The organism is Phenylobacterium sp. LjRoot225 (assembly GCF_964252855.1).
Taxonomy (GTDB): domain Bacteria; phylum Pseudomonadota; class Alphaproteobacteria; order Caulobacterales; family Caulobacteraceae; genus Phenylobacterium.
On sequence record NZ_CAXUPL020000004.1, the window covers coordinates 196325 to 215537 of the forward strand.

The 19213-nt window shown below is 68.0% G+C and carries 19 protein-coding genes; 12 read left to right on the forward strand and 7 right to left on the reverse strand.

Going from position 1 to position 19213, the window contains the following annotated elements; genetic code table 11:
* Nucleotides 1-60: 60 nt before the first annotated feature.
* The 3 genes from ACSQ2B_RS20940 (at nucleotide 61) to ACSQ2B_RS20950 (ending at nucleotide 1086) form a co-directional block, all read left to right on the forward strand.
* Nucleotides 61-300, forward strand: a complete 240-nt coding sequence (locus tag ACSQ2B_RS20940) for an AbrB/MazE/SpoVT family DNA-binding domain-containing protein (protein ID WP_436052938.1) — start codon at nucleotides 61-63, stop codon at nucleotides 298-300.
* Nucleotides 297-692 carry a PIN domain-containing protein gene (locus tag ACSQ2B_RS20945; RefSeq protein WP_436052940.1) on the forward strand — a complete coding sequence of 132 codons (396 nt, stop codon included), beginning with the start codon at nucleotides 297-299 and terminating at the stop codon, nucleotides 690-692. The genes ACSQ2B_RS20940 and ACSQ2B_RS20945 overlap by 4 nt, the downstream gene beginning before the upstream one ends.
* Nucleotides 693-765: 73 nt before the next feature.
* Nucleotides 766-1086 carry an FxLYD domain-containing protein gene (locus tag ACSQ2B_RS20950; RefSeq protein WP_436052942.1) on the forward strand — a complete coding sequence of 107 codons (321 nt, stop codon included), beginning with the start codon at nucleotides 766-768 and terminating at the stop codon, nucleotides 1084-1086.
* A gap of 93 nt (nucleotides 1087-1179) precedes the next feature.
* On the opposite strand, the gene ACSQ2B_RS20955 is transcribed toward ACSQ2B_RS20950, so the two are convergent.
* Nucleotides 1180-1884 carry an energy transducer TonB gene (locus tag ACSQ2B_RS20955; protein WP_436053733.1) on the reverse strand — a complete coding sequence of 235 codons (705 nt, stop codon included), beginning with the start codon at nucleotides 1882-1884 and terminating at the stop codon, nucleotides 1180-1182.
* 698 nt (nucleotides 1885-2582) lie between these two features.
* Between ACSQ2B_RS20955 and ACSQ2B_RS20960 the strand changes: the two genes are divergently transcribed.
* On the forward strand, nucleotides 2583-3257 hold the full coding sequence (locus ACSQ2B_RS20960) for a hypothetical protein (protein WP_436052944.1): 675 nt from the start codon (nucleotides 2583-2585) through the stop codon (nucleotides 3255-3257).
* Between the two features lie 179 nt (nucleotides 3258-3436).
* Entirely contained in the window at nucleotides 3437-4648 is a 1212-nt protein-coding gene (locus ACSQ2B_RS20965; protein WP_436052946.1) for a hypothetical protein, read from the forward strand.
* Nucleotides 4649-4667: 19 nt separating this feature from the next.
* Here ACSQ2B_RS20965 and ACSQ2B_RS20970 read toward each other — a convergent pair whose 3' ends face one another.
* Nucleotides 4668-5357 carry an AbiV family abortive infection protein gene (locus tag ACSQ2B_RS20970; protein WP_436052948.1) on the reverse strand — a complete coding sequence of 230 codons (690 nt, stop codon included), beginning with the start codon at nucleotides 5355-5357 and terminating at the stop codon, nucleotides 4668-4670.
* Between the two features lie 369 nt (nucleotides 5358-5726).
* Here ACSQ2B_RS20970 and yaaA point away from each other — a divergent pair, with 369 nt between their 5' ends.
* Nucleotides 5727-6527 carry a peroxide stress protein YaaA gene (gene yaaA, locus ACSQ2B_RS20975; protein WP_436052950.1) on the forward strand — a complete coding sequence of 267 codons (801 nt, stop codon included), beginning with the start codon at nucleotides 5727-5729 and terminating at the stop codon, nucleotides 6525-6527.
* Nucleotides 6528-6617: 90 nt separating this feature from the next.
* Here yaaA and ACSQ2B_RS20980 read toward each other — a convergent pair whose 3' ends face one another.
* Nucleotides 6618-7151: a hypothetical protein gene (locus ACSQ2B_RS20980; protein ID WP_436052951.1), complete on the reverse strand. Its 534-nt coding sequence runs from the start codon at nucleotides 7149-7151 to the stop codon at nucleotides 6618-6620.
* A 112-nt stretch (nucleotides 7152-7263) separates the two neighbouring features.
* On the opposite strand from ACSQ2B_RS20980, the gene ACSQ2B_RS20985 reads away from it, so the two are divergent.
* The 3 genes from ACSQ2B_RS20985 to ACSQ2B_RS20995 all read left to right on the forward strand — a co-directional run bounded on the left by ACSQ2B_RS20985 (nucleotide 7264) and on the right by ACSQ2B_RS20995 (nucleotide 10148).
* Nucleotides 7264-8235 (forward strand): SPFH domain-containing protein, encoded by a 972-nt coding sequence (locus tag ACSQ2B_RS20985; RefSeq protein ID WP_436052953.1) that lies wholly within the window; start codon nucleotides 7264-7266, stop codon nucleotides 8233-8235.
* A 4-nt stretch (nucleotides 8236-8239) separates the two neighbouring features.
* Nucleotides 8240-8698: an NfeD family protein gene (locus tag ACSQ2B_RS20990; protein ID WP_436052955.1), complete on the forward strand. Its 459-nt coding sequence runs from the start codon at nucleotides 8240-8242 to the stop codon at nucleotides 8696-8698.
* Between the two features lie 130 nt (nucleotides 8699-8828).
* On the forward strand, nucleotides 8829-10148 hold the full coding sequence (locus tag ACSQ2B_RS20995; RefSeq protein WP_436052956.1) for a hypothetical protein: 1320 nt from the start codon (nucleotides 8829-8831) through the stop codon (nucleotides 10146-10148).
* 243 nt (nucleotides 10149-10391) lie between these two features.
* Here the strand turns inward: ACSQ2B_RS20995 and ACSQ2B_RS21000 are convergent, their stop codons facing one another.
* From ACSQ2B_RS21000 to ACSQ2B_RS21015, 4 genes are all read right to left on the reverse strand, one after another.
* The gene (locus tag ACSQ2B_RS21000) at nucleotides 10392-12173 is read right to left on the reverse strand and encodes an AMP-binding protein (protein ID WP_436052958.1); all 1782 of its coding nucleotides are present in this window, start codon (nucleotides 12171-12173) and stop codon (nucleotides 10392-10394) included.
* 55 nt (nucleotides 12174-12228) lie between these two features.
* Nucleotides 12229-13923, reverse strand: coding sequence for a sensor histidine kinase (locus ACSQ2B_RS21005; protein WP_436052959.1), 1695 nt, complete (start codon nucleotides 13921-13923; stop codon nucleotides 12229-12231).
* Nucleotides 13924-13995: 72 nt separating this feature from the next.
* Nucleotides 13996-15330 (reverse strand): dihydroorotase, encoded by a 1335-nt coding sequence (locus ACSQ2B_RS21010; protein ID WP_436052961.1) that lies wholly within the window; start codon nucleotides 15328-15330, stop codon nucleotides 13996-13998.
* A 27-nt stretch (nucleotides 15331-15357) separates the two neighbouring features.
* Nucleotides 15358-16356 (reverse strand): glycosyltransferase family 9 protein, encoded by a 999-nt coding sequence (locus tag ACSQ2B_RS21015; protein ID WP_436052963.1) that lies wholly within the window; start codon nucleotides 16354-16356, stop codon nucleotides 15358-15360.
* Between the two features lie 60 nt (nucleotides 16357-16416).
* On the opposite strand from ACSQ2B_RS21015, the gene ygfZ reads away from it, so the two are divergent.
* From ygfZ to ACSQ2B_RS21030, 3 genes are all read left to right on the forward strand, one after another.
* Entirely contained in the window at nucleotides 16417-17250 is an 834-nt protein-coding gene (ygfZ, locus tag ACSQ2B_RS21020) for a CAF17-like 4Fe-4S cluster assembly/insertion protein YgfZ (protein WP_436052964.1), read from the forward strand.
* A gap of 227 nt (nucleotides 17251-17477) precedes the next feature.
* The gene (locus tag ACSQ2B_RS21025; RefSeq protein WP_436052966.1) at nucleotides 17478-18068 is read left to right on the forward strand and encodes a DNA-3-methyladenine glycosylase I; all 591 of its coding nucleotides are present in this window, start codon (nucleotides 17478-17480) and stop codon (nucleotides 18066-18068) included.
* 68 nt (nucleotides 18069-18136) lie between these two features.
* The gene (locus ACSQ2B_RS21030; RefSeq protein WP_436052967.1) at nucleotides 18137-18817 is read left to right on the forward strand and encodes a ribonuclease HII; all 681 of its coding nucleotides are present in this window, start codon (nucleotides 18137-18139) and stop codon (nucleotides 18815-18817) included.
* The last annotated feature ends 396 nt before the right edge of the window (nucleotides 18818-19213 follow it).

Sequence of the window (19213 nt, forward strand, 5' to 3'; positions counted from 1 at the left end):
CTTGCGCCGCCTGGACCGCTATCTTACTTTTGTCCTTACTAAATGTAAGGAGGCGCCCGAATGGCGACGGCGACCATTTCGTCCAAAGGACAGGTGACCTTGCCGCGGGAGGTCAGGGCCGCCCTGGGGGTTTCCACCGGCGACCGGCTCGACTTCATCCGGCTGGACGACGGGACCTACGCCATCGTGCCGGCGTCGCACTCCATCCGCGCGCTGAAAGGGCTGCTGCCCCGGCGCGACCGGGCCGTATCGCTCGAACAGATGGACGCGGCGATCGAGGCTGGTGCGAAGGGCGAGTGATCGGTCTCGATACCGACGTCCTGGTCCGCTACATCGCCCAGGACGAGCCCACCCAGGCCGCGCTCGCGGCGCGACTGATCGACGGCTTCACCGCCGAGGCGCCGGGCTTTGTCTCCACGGTCACCCTGGTGGAGACCGTCTGGGTGCTGGCCCGGGCCTATAAGACGGCGAAGGCCGAGATCCTCCAGGTCATCGAGGGCCTGCTGCGAGCCCGCGACCTCGTCATCGAGGACTCCGAGACCCACTACCTCGCGCTGAACCAGTTCGCCGCGACGAGCATCGACTATGCCGACGCCGTGATCGCCCAGACTGGACGCCGGGCCGGATGCGAATTCACCGCCACATTCGACCGCCGCGCCGCGAGCGGCGGCATGCGTCTGCTGGAGGGGTGACTGGCGAGGAGGGGTCTTCGCCCAGCCAAATTCAGTTTGGGGATAGGCCCGGTGTTCCCGTAGATCTCGTTCCATGATCGGGATCGTGTTCGCCGCCGCGCTCGCCAACAGCATCGCTGCGCCCTACGGGATCTGGGCGCGCGCCCAATGGGGCGCGACGCGCCCGAATGTCCAACTTTCCCTCGAGAACCGCAGCCAGGTGAAGGCCTGGCTCGTCGACGTCGCCTGCAACGCCTACGACGCCCGTGGCGCCCTCGTCGCCGTTGCGACCGCCAACGTGGCTCAGCTCAAGCCGGGCGAGCGCGTCGAGACCTGGGCCACGGCGGAGGCCGAGGCGCCGGCGGTTCGCTTCGCCTGCAAGGTCGGGGTCAGCGAATGGCAGCGACCGGATTGAAGGCGAGTCTGGTCGGTGTGCCGAGCCGACGTCGGGCTCGCGCCATCTCCAAGGCCCGCTCCACGAACGGAGCTAGCCGACGCAGCGCCTGCATCAGCGCAGAGGATCCAGGTGCATTCGGCCTTCTCCGAGAAAGGCGACCTCGATCCTGACTGTGCGTTGTTCTGTGGCTCCGTCAGGCCTGTGGAGCGTGACGCGATAGATGCGCTCTGCGTCCGTGCTGCGGGTCGGCAGGGTCCCTCCGTCATGCACGATATCGAGCACCTCCCTCGACGGGCCAGCTTCGCCATAGATGCCTCCCAAGTTGGCGCGTATGCGGGTCACGTCAGCTTCTGGCGAGGTCCTGAACGCCAGCACCGGCTTTAGAATAATCCGTGCTCCGAAATAGATGCCAAATCCCAAGACAAGAAGCGTCGAGAACGCTGCTGATAGTGGGTGATCAATCCAAGGATTTGAATCCGCAGACTGTGGCGACAGTCGAAAGCTTATTGGGATTATGATCTTACCGTCATCTACGGCCTGACCGTTGATCAACATTGGGCTCATGCGAAATCGCGACGCCATCGCAAGCGCCGCCGCGCCGAAGCCATACCCTTTTGGAGACTCGCTGACGGCGATGCACGCTCGCAAGCTGCCTGAAGCGTCGACCTTACAAGAGATGGTCGCCTCGCCTTCGATCGAGCGCGCTTCAGCGACCTTCGGATAGGCATCCGCCAGGTCTGATCCGCTCGGTTGTTCGATCCAATCGGGCTGGGTCACCACAACTGGCTCCGCCGCCGCGGCCGACCAGACGATCATGCTCAAGGCTAGGCCAAGACCGGCTTTCAAATGTGGCCCCCCGGCGCTGCGATTGGTCGGCGCCGGAAGATGAGCACACGGGCCTCTGCATGGCCAAGCTGTTGCGCCGTCCGGAGTCGGACCTGGCGCGCGGCGCCATGGTCAACGCGTCTCCTGCGTCGCGGGGCCACGATGGTTGGACCTGCGCGAACCGGGACAGCAGACGGGGTGGGCCCGGTGTTCGTCGAAACATCCGGAGTCGGCCGGTGGCGGACACACTGGTCTTGAGATCCAGATGCATCGGTGGGAATTTGGCAAATGATCAAGGATGACTGGGTGACGATAGGGGGCGCCGTCGTAGCGGTCGCGCTAGGCGTCCTATCGGTTATGGCCCACCGATGGGGTGCCGCTGCAGGCCTCATCGTCACCGGCGTTGCGCTGGTCCTCGTCACCTTCGCGAAGGTGAAGGACAGGATCCAAAAGCGAAAGATTCATTAGCGCCAGGAGCGGAAGTTGGCGTCCTTGCGGATTCGAGACCTTCGTGCGGGGAGAGGGACGTGTTCCTAAATCTCCGGGGGCGTTGAGTAGGTACGGTAGGCACGCCGCGCCAGGTTAAGCGCCGCCCACGGCACCTGTCCCAATTCCCTCGATAACCCGCCGGCATCTGAGTCCGCGCGGGGTTCGCATTCGGGTATACGCAGAAGATTCGCGGGGTGTAGATGGATCAACCGACCTGGCGCGGCTCGCTTGCCGACATGCTCTTTGAGGAGTTCGCCAGTTCGACTGGCACGTTCCGCGACCTTGTCGTTTCTCCTGCCTGTGAGGCTCTATCCGCCCATGAACCGGCAGAGGGTATCGGCACGGTCTTGGACCTGGACGATTACAAGCGGGCCCAAAGCGCACGCGAGGCACGGAAGGCGTTGGCGCTCGCAATGGCCGGGCTATGGGAAAGCCACTTCCGCGAGCACATGTGGAAATCGGTCGCCATTTTCGGCAAGGATCACGACGTGACTCTCGCGCGCTTCGACAAAGCGCGCATTCCGGACCTTGAGGACATGTTCTGTAAGTTGCGGGGGTTCGCCCTCACGACACTAGCGCCTTACCAGACGATCGCTGAGCTACTCGAAATCGCGAATGCGGCCCGCCACGGCAACGGTCGGTCGTCGGAAGCCGCGTTCAGGGCATATCCCCAGTACTTCTCGGAATCGCGGCCGCACGCGGGCTGGTATTCCTACTTCCTGCACGGCGCGACCCCGCTCGAGGATGTTCGCCACATCGATGTGTCTGATGATCAACTTTTCCGCTTTGCCCATGAAATCATCGCGTTCTGGGTTGCGCTGCGGGAGAAGACGCGGCCGATGCCAAGCGGTAGCTTCTCGGGCCCGTCCGTCTGAGCGAGCCGAGGGTCGGCGTGGGGGTCAGGCCTGCGCCAGCAGCGGCGTTGGCACGGCTCCCGACAGCGGGCATTCGCCCGCGCCGCAAATCGCCCCACAACGTTTCACGACCTTCGTTATTGAAGCTGCGCCATGCGGTTTCCAGCTAAGCTTCGTTGCCGGCCGAGGCCTAGACTGTGATGTTTGAGCGTGCGCCTTTTCAGTACTGCCCCGGTTGTCGCCAATCCGACTTAGGCATCCTGTCGGTTGGCGGGGACGCCCTGACGCGACGCTGCCGCCGCTGCCGATACGGCTATTCGGAGGCCCTGCCCGAGGTTGATAAGAAGGTCATTTACCTCGACCAGTTAGCCATCAGCGAAATATTCAAAATCAGGTCGGGAACTCGGCGCCCCGGTGCGAATAGCGAGGCGTTCTGGCGTGAAGCTGAGCGCCTCATCCGCCGGGTTCACCTGCTCCAACAGGCAGTCTTCCCGGACAGCAATATCCACACGGATGAGACGCTGGTTTATCGGTCCGCCTCCGAGCTTCGCCTCGCTCACGAAATGCTCGGGGGCGACGTGTCGTTCAAGAACATTGATGACGTCATCAATGCGCAGACGTGGGCGTTCTTCAAGGCGTTCCTCGCTGGATGCGAGCCGCCCGAGCTAACCTTCGACGTGGATGAGGTTCTTGAGGGCAGCCGCAATGCATGGCTCTCCGATATGCACATCAGCACCAACATGGACCTGAGCCGGTTTGCGGACGGCGTGCGGGCGTCGAGAGACAGAGCGGGAGACGCGCTTGCGGAGCTGGCTGAGCATTGGGGTCAGGAAAAACCCACATTCAAGCAAGCTCTGAAGCGGGAGCTGGAGAGCTACGGCCGTTCGCACATGCAGGCGCTGGCGGCCGCGCTACGGGGCGCGGCGGAGGCTAACGAGAGTGGCGACTGGATGGCCATGCTGGATAGTTTGCACAGTCCGGCGTACGTCCAGTTCGGCTTCATGGCCGATGATTTGCGTCGGCGCGGGAGTAGCTCGGAAGAGGCGAGTGAGACGGTCGTTCGCTTCTGGAACTGGAAGGGCAACTGGCGGCTCCCTCACCACCGCATCTCGGCCCATCTGTTCGCCGGGCTCGCGCGCAAAATGGCAGCCGGTCAGAAGGAGCTTCCCACCAGAGGCTTCTTCAACGACGTGAACGCGGTGTCCGTATATGGGCCGTACGTGGATGCAATCTTCCTCGACAACGGTTGCGCCGGTCTGGTTCGTGAGATGATCCAATCGGGCGTCACCCTGAAGGCGAAAGTCTTCTCGCCACGCTCGGGTGACCAGTTTCTCGCGTACCTCGAAGAGCTGGAGACGAAGGCGACTGCGGAGGTCCGTGAGTACGCGCATGAGGCATACGGCATCACCTGAACCGGCTCGCCGCGTGCGGTCAGTCGGTTCGACTTGGCCGCCGCCCCTGGGCTACACCGCGCCGCGAAGGAAGAGCCGACGCAATCTTGAAGCCCGCTTCCAACGTCCGTGGATCGCGCAGCGCGCTAGCGGCCTCACATGTCTGCTGCAACACGCTCACAACGTCAGCTCCGCTGGCCGGATCATGGAAGGGCACTCCCAGCTCATCGAAGTCGAGGTAGAAGCCCGCCTGTTTCTGTCGGTCGAGATAGCCCTCGAACGCTAGAGACAGCACCTTGATAGCCAAGCTGTCCTGATAGCTCCCCCGTAGCGCTTGGACCAGCGCGGCGACTTCTTTCGGTACGGCTCGCTGGGTGACCGCCTCTTCCGCTCTATCCCTGAGCCACGCAGCCATGACGATGGTTGATGCGGCGAGTTGCTTTTGCAGGTGCTCGCCTCGCATGCGCAAGGACGGGGCATCATAGCCGGCCTTGCGCCAGCCCATCAGCACCAGCTTTCCGACTTCCTCGTAGGACAGAACAGCCAAGCTGCGCGCGCTTTGCAGGCGGCCACCAGTGGCAAGATACATCGCGTCTTCATAGAGGCGATCCGCGTTCCGAAGGAGGATACCGAGCTGCTCGCGAGTAAGGCCGAACTGCCCCGCATCAAGCGCGCGCCCTATGGCGGTGAGAGCGCCGTCCCGCTGCTCTCGGTACTGACCGTCGTTCATCCGCTCCCACCTTTGGGCAAGGTATCCGTGAGCCACGAGTCGTCAATATTCGCGTGTTTCCCCCCGACGCGACATATCGACGATAGGCCTAGCGACTTCCTGTTGGGGCGCGAAGTTCACGCAAGACGGCCAAATCGAAGAGTTGCGCTTCAGCGACTATGTTGCCGCCAGCCGCAAGCAGACCTTCTGAACGTCAGCTAGGAGTCAACATCCCCACCCCACGCCGCGCCAGCGACGCCTGAGGCCGCGGCCGCGACGACGGTGAGCGAGCCGCCGCCCGCGGCCATCTTGCCGGCGGCTGACGCGCCCGCGGCGGGCGCCGCAATACGCCCCTTGCGTACGGCTCAGCCTGGCGGCAAACCCGCGGCCATGCTGATCGTGCTCTCGCCGGCCAAGGCCCTCGACTTCACTGCGCCGGCGACGGCGGCGCCGCTGACGACGCCGCAGCTGGGCGCAGACACCGCCGAGCTGGCCAAGGTCACCCGCAAGCTGACCGCCGCGGACCTGCGCCGGCTGATGTCGCTGTCGGACAACCTGGCCAAGCTCAACCGCGAGCGGTTCCAGGCCTTCGACCCGGCCTCGGAGGAGGGGCTGCAGGCGGTCTTCGCCTTCAACGGCGACGTCTACGGCGGGCTGGGCGCGCGCGAGCTGGACAAGAAGGGCCTGGCCTGGGCGCAGGACCATGTGCGGATCCTGTCGGGCCTCTATGGGGTGCTGCGTCCGCTCGACGCCATGCAGCCCTACCGTCTGGAGATGGGAACCCGGCTGAAGACCCGGCGCGGCCAGAGCCTCTACGACTTCTGGGGCGACCGGATCTCCACGGCGCTGAACGAGGCCGCCATGGGCCACAAGGACAAGACCCTGGTGAACTGCGCCAGCGGCGAATATTTCGGCGCGGTCGACCGCAAGGCGCTGAAGCTGCCCCTGCTGTCCTGCCGCTTCCTCGAGGAGAAGGACGGCGAGGCGCGGATCATCTCCTTCTACGCCAAGAAGGCGCGCGGCCTGATCGCCCGCTATGCGATCGACAACCGCATCGAGCGGGCCGCCGACCTCAAGGCCTTCGACGTCGGCGGCTACCGGTTTGTGGCTTCGCAGTCGAACGAGGCGGAGTTCGTCTTCACCCGGCCGCAGCCGGCGCCGGTCGCGGCGGCGCGGCGGCAGGAGGCGTAGAGGCGGGGGGCGATCGATAGGCCTGCGCCGAACGCCCCCTCAGTCGCTTCGCGACAGCTCCCCCGTTTCACGGTGGAGCACCTTTGAGCCCTATTCGGCGCCGGCCAGGAAGCCCGCGGGGTCTTTCTGGAAGGCGCTGAAGTCGCCGATGCAGCCGCGCCAGGCGTTCAGGTGCATCAGCATCTCGGCGCGCCCGTCCTTCTGGAACAGCAGCGACGAATACAGCACGTGGGCGCGGCCGCCCTTGTCCTGGTAGAGCCGGCACATCACCGAGGTCTGGTTGAAGGCGTTCAGCTGGACCAGGGTCGGCGAGCCCTGGGCGCTCGGCCGATCGAACAGCAGGGCCTGGCACTTGCGGCCCTGGGCGTCGCATCCCGCGAACTGGACGGAAAACACCTCGGTCGGCGAGGTCACCGTCAGGAAGACCGCATCCCCGTCGCGCTGCGCGACCTCGGCCTTGGCGCTGAGGCTGGAGAGCAGGGTTATCAGGCTCGCCGGATCACGGGCGTCGAGCGCGGCCGCACGGGCCGGTGCGGGCGCTGGGGCCGCGCGGCCGGCGGGCTTGGGCGCGGCGGCCATGCAGAGCAGGGCGGACAGGGTGAGGGCGAGGGCTTTGCGCAGCATGAGCAGGGCTTAGCAAACCGCGAACCTGGGCGGGAGCATGGCCGGCGCCTGCAACGGCGATGGCGCGAGCGCTGGGCGGTCGATAAACTCCAGGCTGTTTCCGGAGGACCGCATGGGCTTCACCATTCTCGTCGTGTTCGTGATCCTCGCCGTGGTCGTGGCCCTGGGCGCGATCAAGATCGTCCCGCAGGGGCGCGAATTCACCGTGGAACGGTTCGGCCGCTACACCCGCACCCTGAAGCCCGGCATCAGCTTCCTCACCCCCTTCGTCGAGAACGTGGGGCGGCGGGTGAACCTGATGGAGCAGGTGCTCGACGTGCAGCGGCAGGAGGTGATCACCAAGGACAACGTCACCGTCCAGGTCGACGCCATCGTCTTCATCCAGGTGATGGACGCCTCGCAGGCGGCCTATCGGGTCGACAACCTGCACTACGCCATCGCCCAGCTGACCATGACCAACCTGCGCACCGTGGTGGGCTCGATGGAGCTGGACGAGGTGCTGTCGCAGCGCGACCACATCAACTCGCGCCTGCTGAGCGTGATCGACGAGGCGACCAGCCCCTGGGGGGTGAAGGTCACGCGGATCGAGATCAAGGACCTCCTGCCGCCCCCGGACATCACCAACGCCATGGCCCGGCAGATGAAGGCCGAGCGCGAGCGGCGCGCGGTGATCACCGAGGCCGATGGCGAGAAGTCGGCGGCGATCGCCCGGGCCGAGGGCTCGAAACAGTCGGCCATCCTCGAGGCCGAGGGCCGCAAGGAAGCGGCCTTCCGCGACGCCGAGGCGCGCGAGCGCTCGGCCAAGGCCGAGGCCACCGCCACCGAACTGGTCTCCAACGCCATCGCCCAGGGCGACGTCAACGCCATCAACTACTTCATCGCCCAGAAATACGTCGAGGCCTTCGGCAAGCTGGCCGAGAGCCCGCAGCAGAAGACCGTCATCGTGCCCGCCGACATGTCCTCGCTGGTCGGTTCCGTCGCCGGCATCGGCGAGCTGCTGAAGAGCATCGGCGCGGAGCCGCCCGCCCTGCCGCCGCCGCGCCCGCGGGCGCGGGGCGCCGCCGTGCCGCCGACGGACGGCTGAGGCGATGGCGACGCTCGCCGACCTCTACCTGGCCCACCCCGCCTGGATCTGGGCGGGGATCGCCGCGGCCCTGCTGGCGGTCGAGGTGGCGGCCGGCTCCGGCTGGCTGCTGTGGCCGGCGGCCTCGGCCGGCGTCGTGGCGGTCATCGAGGGCTTTGGCGAGATCCCGTTCGCCGCCGCGGTGCTGATCTTCGTCTTCCTGACCATCGTCTCGACCCTGACCGCGCGGCGCTATGTCCCGCGCCGGCTGGCCAGCCATGCGCACGACATCAACGACAATGTCGCGCGGCTGATCGGCCATGAGGGCCGCGTCGTCGAAGCCTTCCAGGCCGGCGCCGGCCGGGTCTTCATCGACGGCAAGGAATGGGCCGCCGAGCTGGAGGGCGGCGAGACGCTCGAGACCGGCGCCCGGGTCACCGTCGCCGGGGTCGCCGGCGCGCGCCTCAAGGTGCGGGCGGCCTGAGTGCTCGGCGCGCTAAACCTCTGGATTCATGCCATGATTTGGCCGCCTTGGCGCCTCACTTGACCCTGGCGCGGCGAGGGGGCTTATGTTCGCCCTAACGATTAGAACACACCCAGGAGAGAGTAGCGACATGAGGCCAATCGGTTGGGGGCTGGTTGCGGCCCTCTGTGCAGCGGTGCTGGCGCCCGCCGCGGTGATCTCCGCCCCGAAAGCCGCCGCGCCGGTTTCGGACGCCCAGCGCAAGCAGGGCATGGCCGAAGCGCCAGCAGTTGTCCAAGCCGCAAGCCTGGGCTGCCAGGTCAGCGACGCCCGCTTCATCGGCAAGGCCAACGACCCCAAGACCAAGGTGGCGACCAGCTATTACGAAGTCGCCTGCGGCCCGGGCATGGGCTACATCCTCCAGGCGGCTACGGGCGCCGCGCCGTCGGTGTTCAGCTGCATCGAGATGGCCCCGCCTGCCGGCCAGCCGCCGAAGGAAGGCGCCATCACCTGCGTCCTGCCGGGCAACTCGGACCCGAAGGCGCAGCTCGCGCCGCTGCTGGCCAAGGCCGGCGTGCAGTGCGTGCCGGAAAAGGCCCGCGGCATCGGCCAGACCAAGGCCAACACCTTCCTCGAAGTCGCCTGTCAGGGCGGCGCCGGCTACGTCGTGATCGCCAGCTCGCCGCTGGACACCGCCAAGCCCGCCGAGGCGCAGAACTGCCTGAACTTCGACGACGCCGGCGGCAACGTGAAGTGCGAGCTCAGCGACAAGGCCGCCCGCCTGGCGGTGGTCGACCGCTACGCCCAGTCCGCCAACAACGGCTGCACGGTCAAGGATCGCCGCTTCGTCGGCAACTCCAAGGACGGCGCGGACTACTATGAGGCCGCCTGCCAGGACGGGAAGGGCTATATCTACAAGGTCGCCAGCGGCCAGCTCTCCCAGACCTGGAGCTGCGGCCAGGCGGTGAACATCCTTGGCGGCTGCACCCTGACGGACTCGCGCCAGGCCACTGCGGAACAGGCCGCCCTCTACACCAAGCTCGCCCGTAACGCCGGCTCGACGTGCGAGGTGGACCACTACGCCCAGTTCCCGATGCGCGGGAACGACGAGGTCGTCGAGCTCGCCTGCAAGAGCGGCTCCGGCGGCGTCGGCATCTTCCCGGCCACCGGCAAGGGCCAGGTGCTGGATTGCGGCCGTGCGCTCGCCGCCGGCTACAAGTGCAGCCTGACCAAGGACACCGGCTACGCCGCCCTGACCGAGGACCTGCGAAAGTTCAACCAGAAGACCTGCACCGTCTCGGGCGCCCGCGTCAGCGGCAAGACGCCCAAGGGGACCATCATGGTCGAGGTCGCCTGCTCGGACGGCTACAAGGGCTATATGATCGAATACAACACGACGCCGACCGTGACCGCGATCGGCGCCACCGGCTGCGCCTTCGCCGGCGGCTGCAAGCTGCCCGGCAACGTCTAAGGCTTAGCCGACAGGCTTAAGGAACGAGGCTCGCGGGTTCGCCCCGCGGGCCTTTTTCTTTTGTCCGGGTGAAAAACTTCGGCCGTGCATCAACCTAGGTCGTCATCCCGGCCGTAGCGAAGCGGAGAGCCGGGACCCAGGGGGTTTTGCGGTGCGGCGGCCCTGGGTCCCGGATCTGCGGCGCTTCGCGCCTTGTCCGGGAAGACGCGGAGTATTGGGTGTGATCGCATTCAGTAGGAGGTCCTAGCCCTCGTCGAACACCATCACCTCCGCCTCCGGCCGCTCGGCGAAGAGGCCGCGGATGGTCTCGGCGTGGCGGGCGCGGGCGATCGACTGGGAGACGTAGCCCTTGTCGGTGATTTCGCCGCTGGCGGGGTTCGGAGGCTGAGCCAGCACGAGGGCGCGGGCGATCCGTCCGGAGATCCCGGGCGTGCGGCTGTTGAACGCCTCGATCCCCTTGCGCGCGGCGGCGGCGACCACGTCGCGCGCCAGGGTCGGGTTCGGATAGAGCAGCAGACCGACGCCGGCCTGGTTCTCCCCACAGACCACCGCGTCGGTGACCGCCGGTCCGATCGCGCCGGTCGCGTTCAGCCGCACCTCGCCGCAGGCGACGAAGGCGCCGGTGGCCAGCTTGAAGTTCTCCACCAGCCGGCCGTCGAACACCATGCCCCGCGTCGGATCCTCCGGATCGAGCAGCCGCACGGCGTCGCCCAGCCGGTAGAAGCCTTCCTCGTCGAAGGCGGCGGTGGTGAGCTCGGGCTGGTCGAGATAGCCGCGGGTGAGCTGCGGCCCCTTCACGCGAAGCTCCAGCTTGCCGGCGCTTGGGACAAGCCGCACCGTGGTGCCGGGGATCGGCAGGCCGATCATGCCCATCCGGTCGTTCGGCCAGTGGACGCTGCAGGCGCTCGGCCCGGTCTCGGTCGCCCCATAGCCGCTGGAGAAGGTGATGCGCTCGCCGACCGCGCGCAGGGCGCAGGCCTGGATGCGGTCGCCGACGCCCTGGCCGAGCGCCGCGCCGCCGTAGACCATCACCCGCAGCCGTTCGAAGAAGGTGCGCGCCAGGGCGTCGTCGGCCTCGAGCGCCTCGACCAGCAGGCTCCAGCCCGCGGGCACCATGTACTGATAGGTCGCCTGGACCTCGCGCAGGTTCCGCAGCGTCTCGCCGAACCGCGCGGCGGTGGGTTGTCCCCAGTCGATGTAAAGCGTGCCGCCGCGGTGCAGCGACATGTGCAGGACGGAGTTGGCGCCGAGGCTGTGGCTCCAGGGGGCGGAGGAGAGGATGACCGGCGGCTCGGGATCCAGGAAACAGGCGGCGATCTGGGCCGAGTTCAGGCTGATGGCCCGGTGGGTGCAGATCACCGCCTTGGGCAGGCCCGTCGAACCCGAGGTCAGCAGGTATTTGGCGTGGTCGTCCGGCGTGGCGACGGCTGCGCAGGCGCCTGCCTGGTAGAGCCGCTCGAGCGGAATGTCCCCGGGCCGGGGGCGGCGGGCGGCGATCACCGGCAGGCCCGCCAGCCCCTCCGTCGCCAGTCCCTCGGCGAAGATGGCCGCGTCCTGGGTGTAGACTGCGGCGGGCCGGAGCGTGCGGCAGGCGTGGTCGAGGCGGGCCAGGTTCGCGCCCGGCAGGCCGTACTGCGGCGAGAGCGGCGCGATCGGCCGGCCCTGGCTCATCGCCGCATAGGCGATCAGGGCGTGGTCGATGGCGTTGGGCGAGAGGATGGCCAGGGGGCCGGGCGCGGGGATCCCGATCTCGGCCAGACCGGCGGCCAGCGCCTGGACCCGCGCCCTGGCCTCGGAGAAGCTGATCGTCCGCCAGCCTTCGCCGGAGCGTTCGGCCAGCCAGACGCGGTCCGGCGCGGTCGTGCTCCAGTGGTCGAGCGCCGCGGTCTGGGTCTGGAAGCGGTCGGAGAAGGGGGTGAGATTGGTCAGCAGCAGTTCGCCGCCCGCGCGCCGCTCCACCTCCAGATGGCGGGGCGCATAGCGGGCGTCGCGGATCGGGGCTGTCGCCGTGGCGCCTGGAGCCATGGCGGCGTTTATTCCAAGCGCCGGCGGGCTTGGGAAGCGTGATCTCTGCGCGGCATCAGGCGCCGCCGTGCGTCCTGACGGTGAAGTCGCAGCGTACGCCGTCCGCGGCGAACTCCAGTTTCGAGGGCTTCAGATCCCGGGTGGCCCGGCCGATCAGGCGTGATCCGAAGCCCTTCCGGGTCGGCGGGACGACCGGCGGACCCCCGGTTTCGCGCCAGGACACGTGGGTCTCGCCGCCGAGGTTGCGCCAGCTCAGCTCCACCGCCCCTTCCGACGTGGAGAGGGCGCCGTGCTTGGAGGCGTTGGTCGCCAGCTCATAGAGGACAAGCGCCAGATTGAGCGCGTCGGTGGGGCTCAGCGGGGCGGACGGGCCGTGGATCTTGAGCTGCGGGCCGGCGAAGGCGCTGAGCGTATCGCGCGCCAGGTCGCCGAGCTCCGCGCCTTCCCAGGCGGTGCGTGTGAGGATTTCGTGCGCGCGGCTCATGGCGATGACCCGGCCCTCGAGGGCGGCATGATAGTCCTCAGTCGAGGCCGCCCCCGCGCGGGTGTGCAAGGCGACGGCCTGCACCGTGGCCAGTGTGTTCTTCACCCGATGGTTCAACTCGTTCATCAGCAGCTTCTGCCGCGTGTCGCGCTGTTCGACAGCCTCCAGGGCCGAGGCGAAGGCGCGGCTGAGCCCGTCCGTCTCGGAAAGGCCCGTGCTGGTGGGAAAGTTCGCCGCGCCGCCGGCGACCCATTCGGAGGCGGCGCGGGCGACGGTTTCGACGGGCTGGGCGATGCGGCGACCCATCCGCAGGGCCAGCAGCACCGCCGCCGTGAGCAGCAGGGCGCCGAGGACGACGACGAGCAGCAGCGCTTGCTGGACGGCGCCGACGGCCTCGTCGCGCGGCATCGCCACCACGGCCACCCAGTGATAGCTCGGCAGTTGATCGTAGGCCGTGATCCCAGCGATCCCGTCGAGGGTGACGGTTCGCAGGACGTGGCGGTTCTGCGCGGCCAGGGATTTCATCACCTGGGCGGGGTGGCGATAGCCGACGAACTTCTGGCCCTCACGGCTTCGCCCGACGACGCGTTGCTGACCGTCGAGGATGGTGGCCGTCCAGCGGGCCGGCAGCTGCTGGCGCGCCAGCAGCTTGCTGAAGCTCGCCGCCGTGGTCACCACGCTGAGGTTCGCGGCCCGGCCGTCGTTGAGCACGACCGGCTTCATCACCACGACCACGGGCTGCTTCGACACCGGCCCCCAGATGACGTTCGATATCTGGGCCGGCCCGCGGCTCCCCGACCACGCCGCGGCTGGGATCCGCGTCGGAGACGCCGGCGTGGCCTCCCCGGGTCCGGCGAAGGTGTTCACCTTCAGGTCGCCGTTGGGAAACCGCACGACCACCCACGAGCTGGTGCCGTTCAGCGCCGTGCGCGCCTCGTTGGCGAACGCCCCCCAATCGCCTTGCGCCAGAGGGCGGGAAACCGCCAGGGCCTGGAGGGTGGCGACCTGTTCGCCGATCCGGCCGTCCACCACCAGGGCCAGGGCCCGCGCGGTGGCGGCGAGCTGCCGTTCCTGCATCCGGTTGACCTGCCGTTCGAGGCTCCAGAGCAGCAGGCCGGTGAGCAGCAGGGCCGGGATCAACAGGGCGAGGACGAGCAGGACGAGGCGCGCCCGGATCGAAGGCGTCCGATCCATGCCAGCGGCGGGCGAGGCGGCGCGCGAGCGGCGTGACGACCTTGGTCCGCCCTCGTGCTCCGTCGCGATCATCAATACGCTCCGCCGTAGTTTCGCAGGCTGCTTACAATCTCTGCGATAACTCCGTCATGCCGAATTTTTTGACTAGCCTGCCAGGGTTTCCAGGAAACGGACCGGCTGGCCGAGGTGGGCGGCGGTCACTTCGTCGTCGCGCATCACCACCCGGCCGCGGATGATGGTGGCGATCGGCCAGCCCTTGGCCTCCATGCCGTCGAACGGCGTCCAGCCGACCCGGCTGGCCATCATCGCGTGGGTCAGGGTGCGTCGCGCCTTCAGGTCGACAATGGTCAGGTCGGCGTCGAAGCCGGTCGCCAGCCGGCCCTTGTCGGCCAGGCCGAAGATCCGGTTCGCCCCATGGCTGGTCAGGTCGACGAGCCGCTCCAGGCTCAGCCGGCCTTCCGCCACATGGGTCAGCATCACCGGCAGCAGGGTCTGGACGCCGGGCATGCCCGAAGGCGAGGCCGGGTAGGGGCGGGCCTTTTCTTCCGAGGTGTGCGGCGCGTGGTCGGAGCCGAGCACGTCGGCGACGCCGTTGGCGACGCCGATCCAGAGGCCCGCGCGATGCTCGGCGCTGCGGATCGGCGGGTTCATCTGGGCGTAACCCTTCAGCCGTTCGTAGGCTTCGGGGCCGGCGAGGGTCAGGTGCTGGGGCGTGACCTCGACGCTGGCGACGTCCTTGTGCGCGGCCAGGAAGGCGATCTCCTGGGCGGTGGTGACGTGCAGCACGTGGATGCGCTTGCCGAGGCTGCGGGCGATCCGCACCAGCCGTTCGGTGGACTGGATCGCCGACTGGGCGTCGCGCACCTCGGGGTGGCTGGTCCAGTCGCCGGTGCGGGCGAGCGGCCGGCGCTCGGCCAGGCGGTACTCGTCCTCGGAGTGGAAGGCCGCGCGGCGGCTGACGTGGCGCAGCACCTGCTCGACGCCCTCGTCGTCCTGCACCAGCAGGCTGCCGGTCGAGGCGCCCATGAAGACCTTGATCCCGCAGCAGCCCGGCAGCCGCTCCAGCTCGCCCAGGAAGTCGGCGTTCTCGTGGGTGCCGCCGACGTAGAAGGCGTGATCGCAGTGCATGCGTCCGGCCGCCCGGCTGAGCTTGTCGGCGAGGGCGTCGCCGTCGGTGGTGGTGGGTTCGGTGTTGGGCATCTCGAAGACGGCGGTGACGCCGCCCAGCACCGCCGCGCGGCTGCCGGTCTCGAGGTCTTCCTTCCACTCCATGCCCGGTTCGCGGAAGTGCACCTGGCTGTCGATCACGCCCGGCAGGACCGTCAGCCCGGTCGCGTCGAACACCTCGCCGGCGGAAGCCTGGGCGAGGTCGCCGATCGCCGCCACCTTGCCGCCGCGCACGCCGACGTCGGCCAGGCCGCGCCCGGCGTGGTTGACGACTTCGCCGCCGCGAACGATCAGGTCGAAGGTCTCAGCCATGACAGCTTCCTTTGGGAAGGCTTCCGCTCAGGGGGCGGGGGAAGAAGCCTGCGGCTTCGGCTCGGTCTGGGCCAGCAGGACGCGCGCGGCCTCGTAGACCCGGTCAACGCTCAAGTCCATCATGTGACAGAGCGCCTGGCTCGAGTCCGGGTCGCTGGACATGATCTCCTCGAAGCTGCGTCCGCCGCGGACGACCCGCGCGTTCGCGCCCCAGGGCGCGTAGCGCCGCTCGTCGGACGGGCCGAAGAGGCCGAGCGTCGGCGCGCCTGAGGCGGCGGCCAGGTGCATGGCGCCGCTGTCGTTGCCGACGAACAGGCGCGCACGCTTGAGGCAGGCGAAGGAGGTCACCACGTCCACCTGGCCGACGAGGTCGATGAAACGGTTGCGCGGGACGCAGTCCTTCAGCCCCTGCGTCGTCTTGCGGTCGACAGGGCCGCCCAGCACCATCAGCCGTCCGCCCTTCAGCGGACCGTCTGATCCCAGGAGCCGTATGGCGACGCGCGAGAACCGCTCCAGCGGCCAGGTCTTGCCGACCCAGTTGGCGGCCGGCGCCATGGCCAGGATCGGCCCCTGGCCGGGCATCAGGTCCGAGGCGTAGGCCTCGACCTCGGGCGAGACATAGACGTGGGGGGCGGCGGGCTCGTCCTCGATCTTCAGGACGCGGGCGGCCTCCATCACCTTGTGGATCGGCTCGCCGATGAGCTTGCGGTGGACGGCGCGGCGCTTGGTGGAGATCAGCCGCGAGATGGCCGAACCGCGCAGGTCCACGACCAGGCCCCAGCGGCGCTTGCGAACCTTGCGCCACAGGTCGAACCAGTGGCTGCCGTCCTTCTGCTTCGCGAAGACGATCACCTCGTCCAGCTTGGGGACGAAGGCGAACAGCGGCGCGGCCGCCGGCCCGGCGACGATCGTGAAGCGCGCGTTCGGAATTTCGTCAGACAGGCGTTTGATCAGCCCGGACGCCAGGACGGCGTCGCCGATGTTCGTCGCCGTAATGAAAAGAATCGGGAAGGACCCGCGCGCCATTCTCTCTCTATATGCTGCTGCCGGCTGGCGCTCCACCGCCGCAGCGCCCAAATTGCCTTCATGACCAGCAAGCCTGCCTTCGCCGAGCTTCCGAGCCGCGCTCTTATCGCCGTGGGCGGCGCCGACTGGCGCAGCTTCCTCCAGGGCCTGCTGACCCAGGACGTCGAGAGCCTCGCGCCCGGCGAGGCGCGCCTCGCCGCCCTGCTGACGCCCCAGGGTCGGCTGCTCTGGGACATGTTCGTGGTCGGTCGCGAGGACAGCTGCTGGCTGGATGTGGCGCGCGAGCACCGCGAGGCGATCGTCCAACGCCTCTCCCTGTACCGGCTGCGGGCCAAGGTGGAGATCGCCGCCGACGCGGCGACGGTGTCGGCGCTGTTCGGGCCGGACGCCTCCTCGGCGCCGGGCTTCATCCGCGACCCGAGGCTGCCGGAGCTCGGCTGGCGCGGATATGGCGCAAGCGCCCCGGCCGGGGCGGAGCTCGCCGACGATGCGGCCTACGACGACTGGCGACTTGAGCTGGGCGTCCCCGGTCCGGCGGACTGGGGCTCGGACAAGACCTATCCGATCGAGGCCAACTTCGACCTCCTGGCCGGGATCGACTTCAAGAAGGGCTGTTTCGTCGGCCAGGAGACGACCTCGCGGATGAAGCGCCGTGGCCAGATCAAGACCCGCATGCTGCCGATCGTCTTCGACGGCGAAGCGCCCGCGCCGGGCGTCGAGGTGCTGGCGGGGACCTTGCGCGCCGGCGAGGTCTGCTCCGGGACCGACGGCCGGGCCATGGCCCTGCTGCGGCTCGACCGCATCGCCGGTGAGCTGACGGTCGACGGCTGGCCGGTCTCGGTCGAGCGGCCGGACTGGATGGTCGAGGCGCTGGGCCAAGGCGCGCCGGCGTAGTGGCGCTGAACGCCCCCTCCGTCTCGCGCTTCGCGCGATCCACCTCCCCCGCGTTGCGGTGGAGGATCTGGGCCGAAGATGCTCCACCGCAACGCGGGGGAGCTGTCAGCGAAGCTGACTGAGGGGGCGTTCGGCGCCGAAGCTTCCGCAACATCTCGAAACCAGGTCCGGATTCCGCTGAAAAGCGGGCTTGTGCTTCGCGCCGGGCTCGGCTGAAAGTCCCGGCGATGGATGCTCCCCTGCACAGGTGCGGCTGGCGCGGCATGGCCGGCGACCCGCTCTACGAAGCCTACCACGACACCGAGTGGGGCGTGCCGGAGTATGACTCGCGCGCGCTCTGGGAGAAGCTGGTCCTCGACGGCTTCCAGGCGGGGCTGGCCTGGATCACCATCCTGCGCAAGCGCGACGCCTTCCGTGCGGCGTTCGACGGTTTCGACCCCGAGGCGGTCGCCCGCTATGGCGAGGCCGAACGTGCGCGCCTGATGGCCGACGCCGGCATCGTCCGGTCGAACGCCAAGATCGACGCGGCGATCGGCGGCGCGCGCCTCTATCTCGATATGCGCGAGAAGGGCGAAGACTTCGCCGCCTTCTGCTGGAGCTTCACCGACGGCAAGCCTCTGCAGAACGGCTGGACCGAGGTCGGTCAGGTCCCAGCGCAGACCGAGCTGGCCGTGGAGCTGTCCAAGGCGCTGAAGGCCAAGGGCTTCAAGTTCGTCGGCCCGGTGATCGTCTACGCCTGGATGCAGGCCGTCGGCCTGGTCAACGACCACCTGACCTGCTGCTTCCGGCACGAGCCGATCAAGGGGATGGCGCGCTAGCGTGCTGGATCTGAAGTTCGCCAGGGGTTAGGTCATGCGCAGCGCGAACTTCGGAATCGGGACACTAGATGGCGAAGGGGCCCACCCTGATGCTGGAGAAGGCCTTCATCGACGGCCCGGTCTGCGGCGTCGATGAGGCCGGCCGCGGTCCCTGGGCCGGGCCGGTCAGCGCCGCGGCGGTGATCCTGCACCCGAAGAAGACCATCAAGGGCCTGGACGACTCCAAGAAGCTGTCGGCCAAGACCCGCGACGTCCTCGAGCTCGAGATCAAGCAGAAGGCCCTGGCCTGGGCCGTCGGCTTCGCCTCGGTCCAGGAGATCGCCGAGCTCAACATCCTGCACGCCACCGGCCTGGCCATGCGCCGGGCGGTCGAGGCCCTGACGACCCCGCCGAAATACGCCCTGGTCGACGGCAACTACCGCTTCAAACTGCCCTGCGAGGTGAAGACGGTGGTCGGCGGCGACGCGACCTCGAAGTCGATCGCCGCGGCCTCGATCCTCGCCAAGGTCGCCCGCGACCGGCTGATGGTGGAGATGGACGGCCTCTATCCCGGCTATGGCTTCGCCCGTCACAAGGGCTATGGCGCCCCGATCCACGCTGAGGCCTTGATCGCGCTCGGCCCCTGCGAGATCCACCGCATGAGCTGGGCGCCGGTGAAGCTGGCGATGATGGGCCAGGACCCGCTGACCGCCTTCGCCGACGTCCCGGACGATGAGCTGCCGCTCGACGCGGCCGAGGCGTTCAACTGACGGGCGTCGCCAGCTCCGCGGTGCGGTCGAATTGAGACCGTCGTCGCATCTCGACGTTCGTCGAGGCCGGATAAAATGTTCCCTATTTCAATAGCATATGGGGTCGGCTCCGTCCGGCCTGGGCGGGTGTGGGACGGCGCTGGGCGGCGATCCTGCGGCTGAGCTTCGCCGGGTCTGAATGTCACCCTGCCCAGCGGGCTCGCGATTGACACCCAGCGTATCCTCAACAACGATGTTGATAGATAAAAGCCAACGACGGTCCCGGCGGGCAATCGATGCGCCCGCCCGACGGCGTGAGAGCTGGCAAAGAATGCCGCCAAGGCGTATAAAAGAATAATAAGTTCAAGAGTTTAGGTGGCGGCTCAGAGGCTGCGTTCCCGAACTTCGATTGAACGT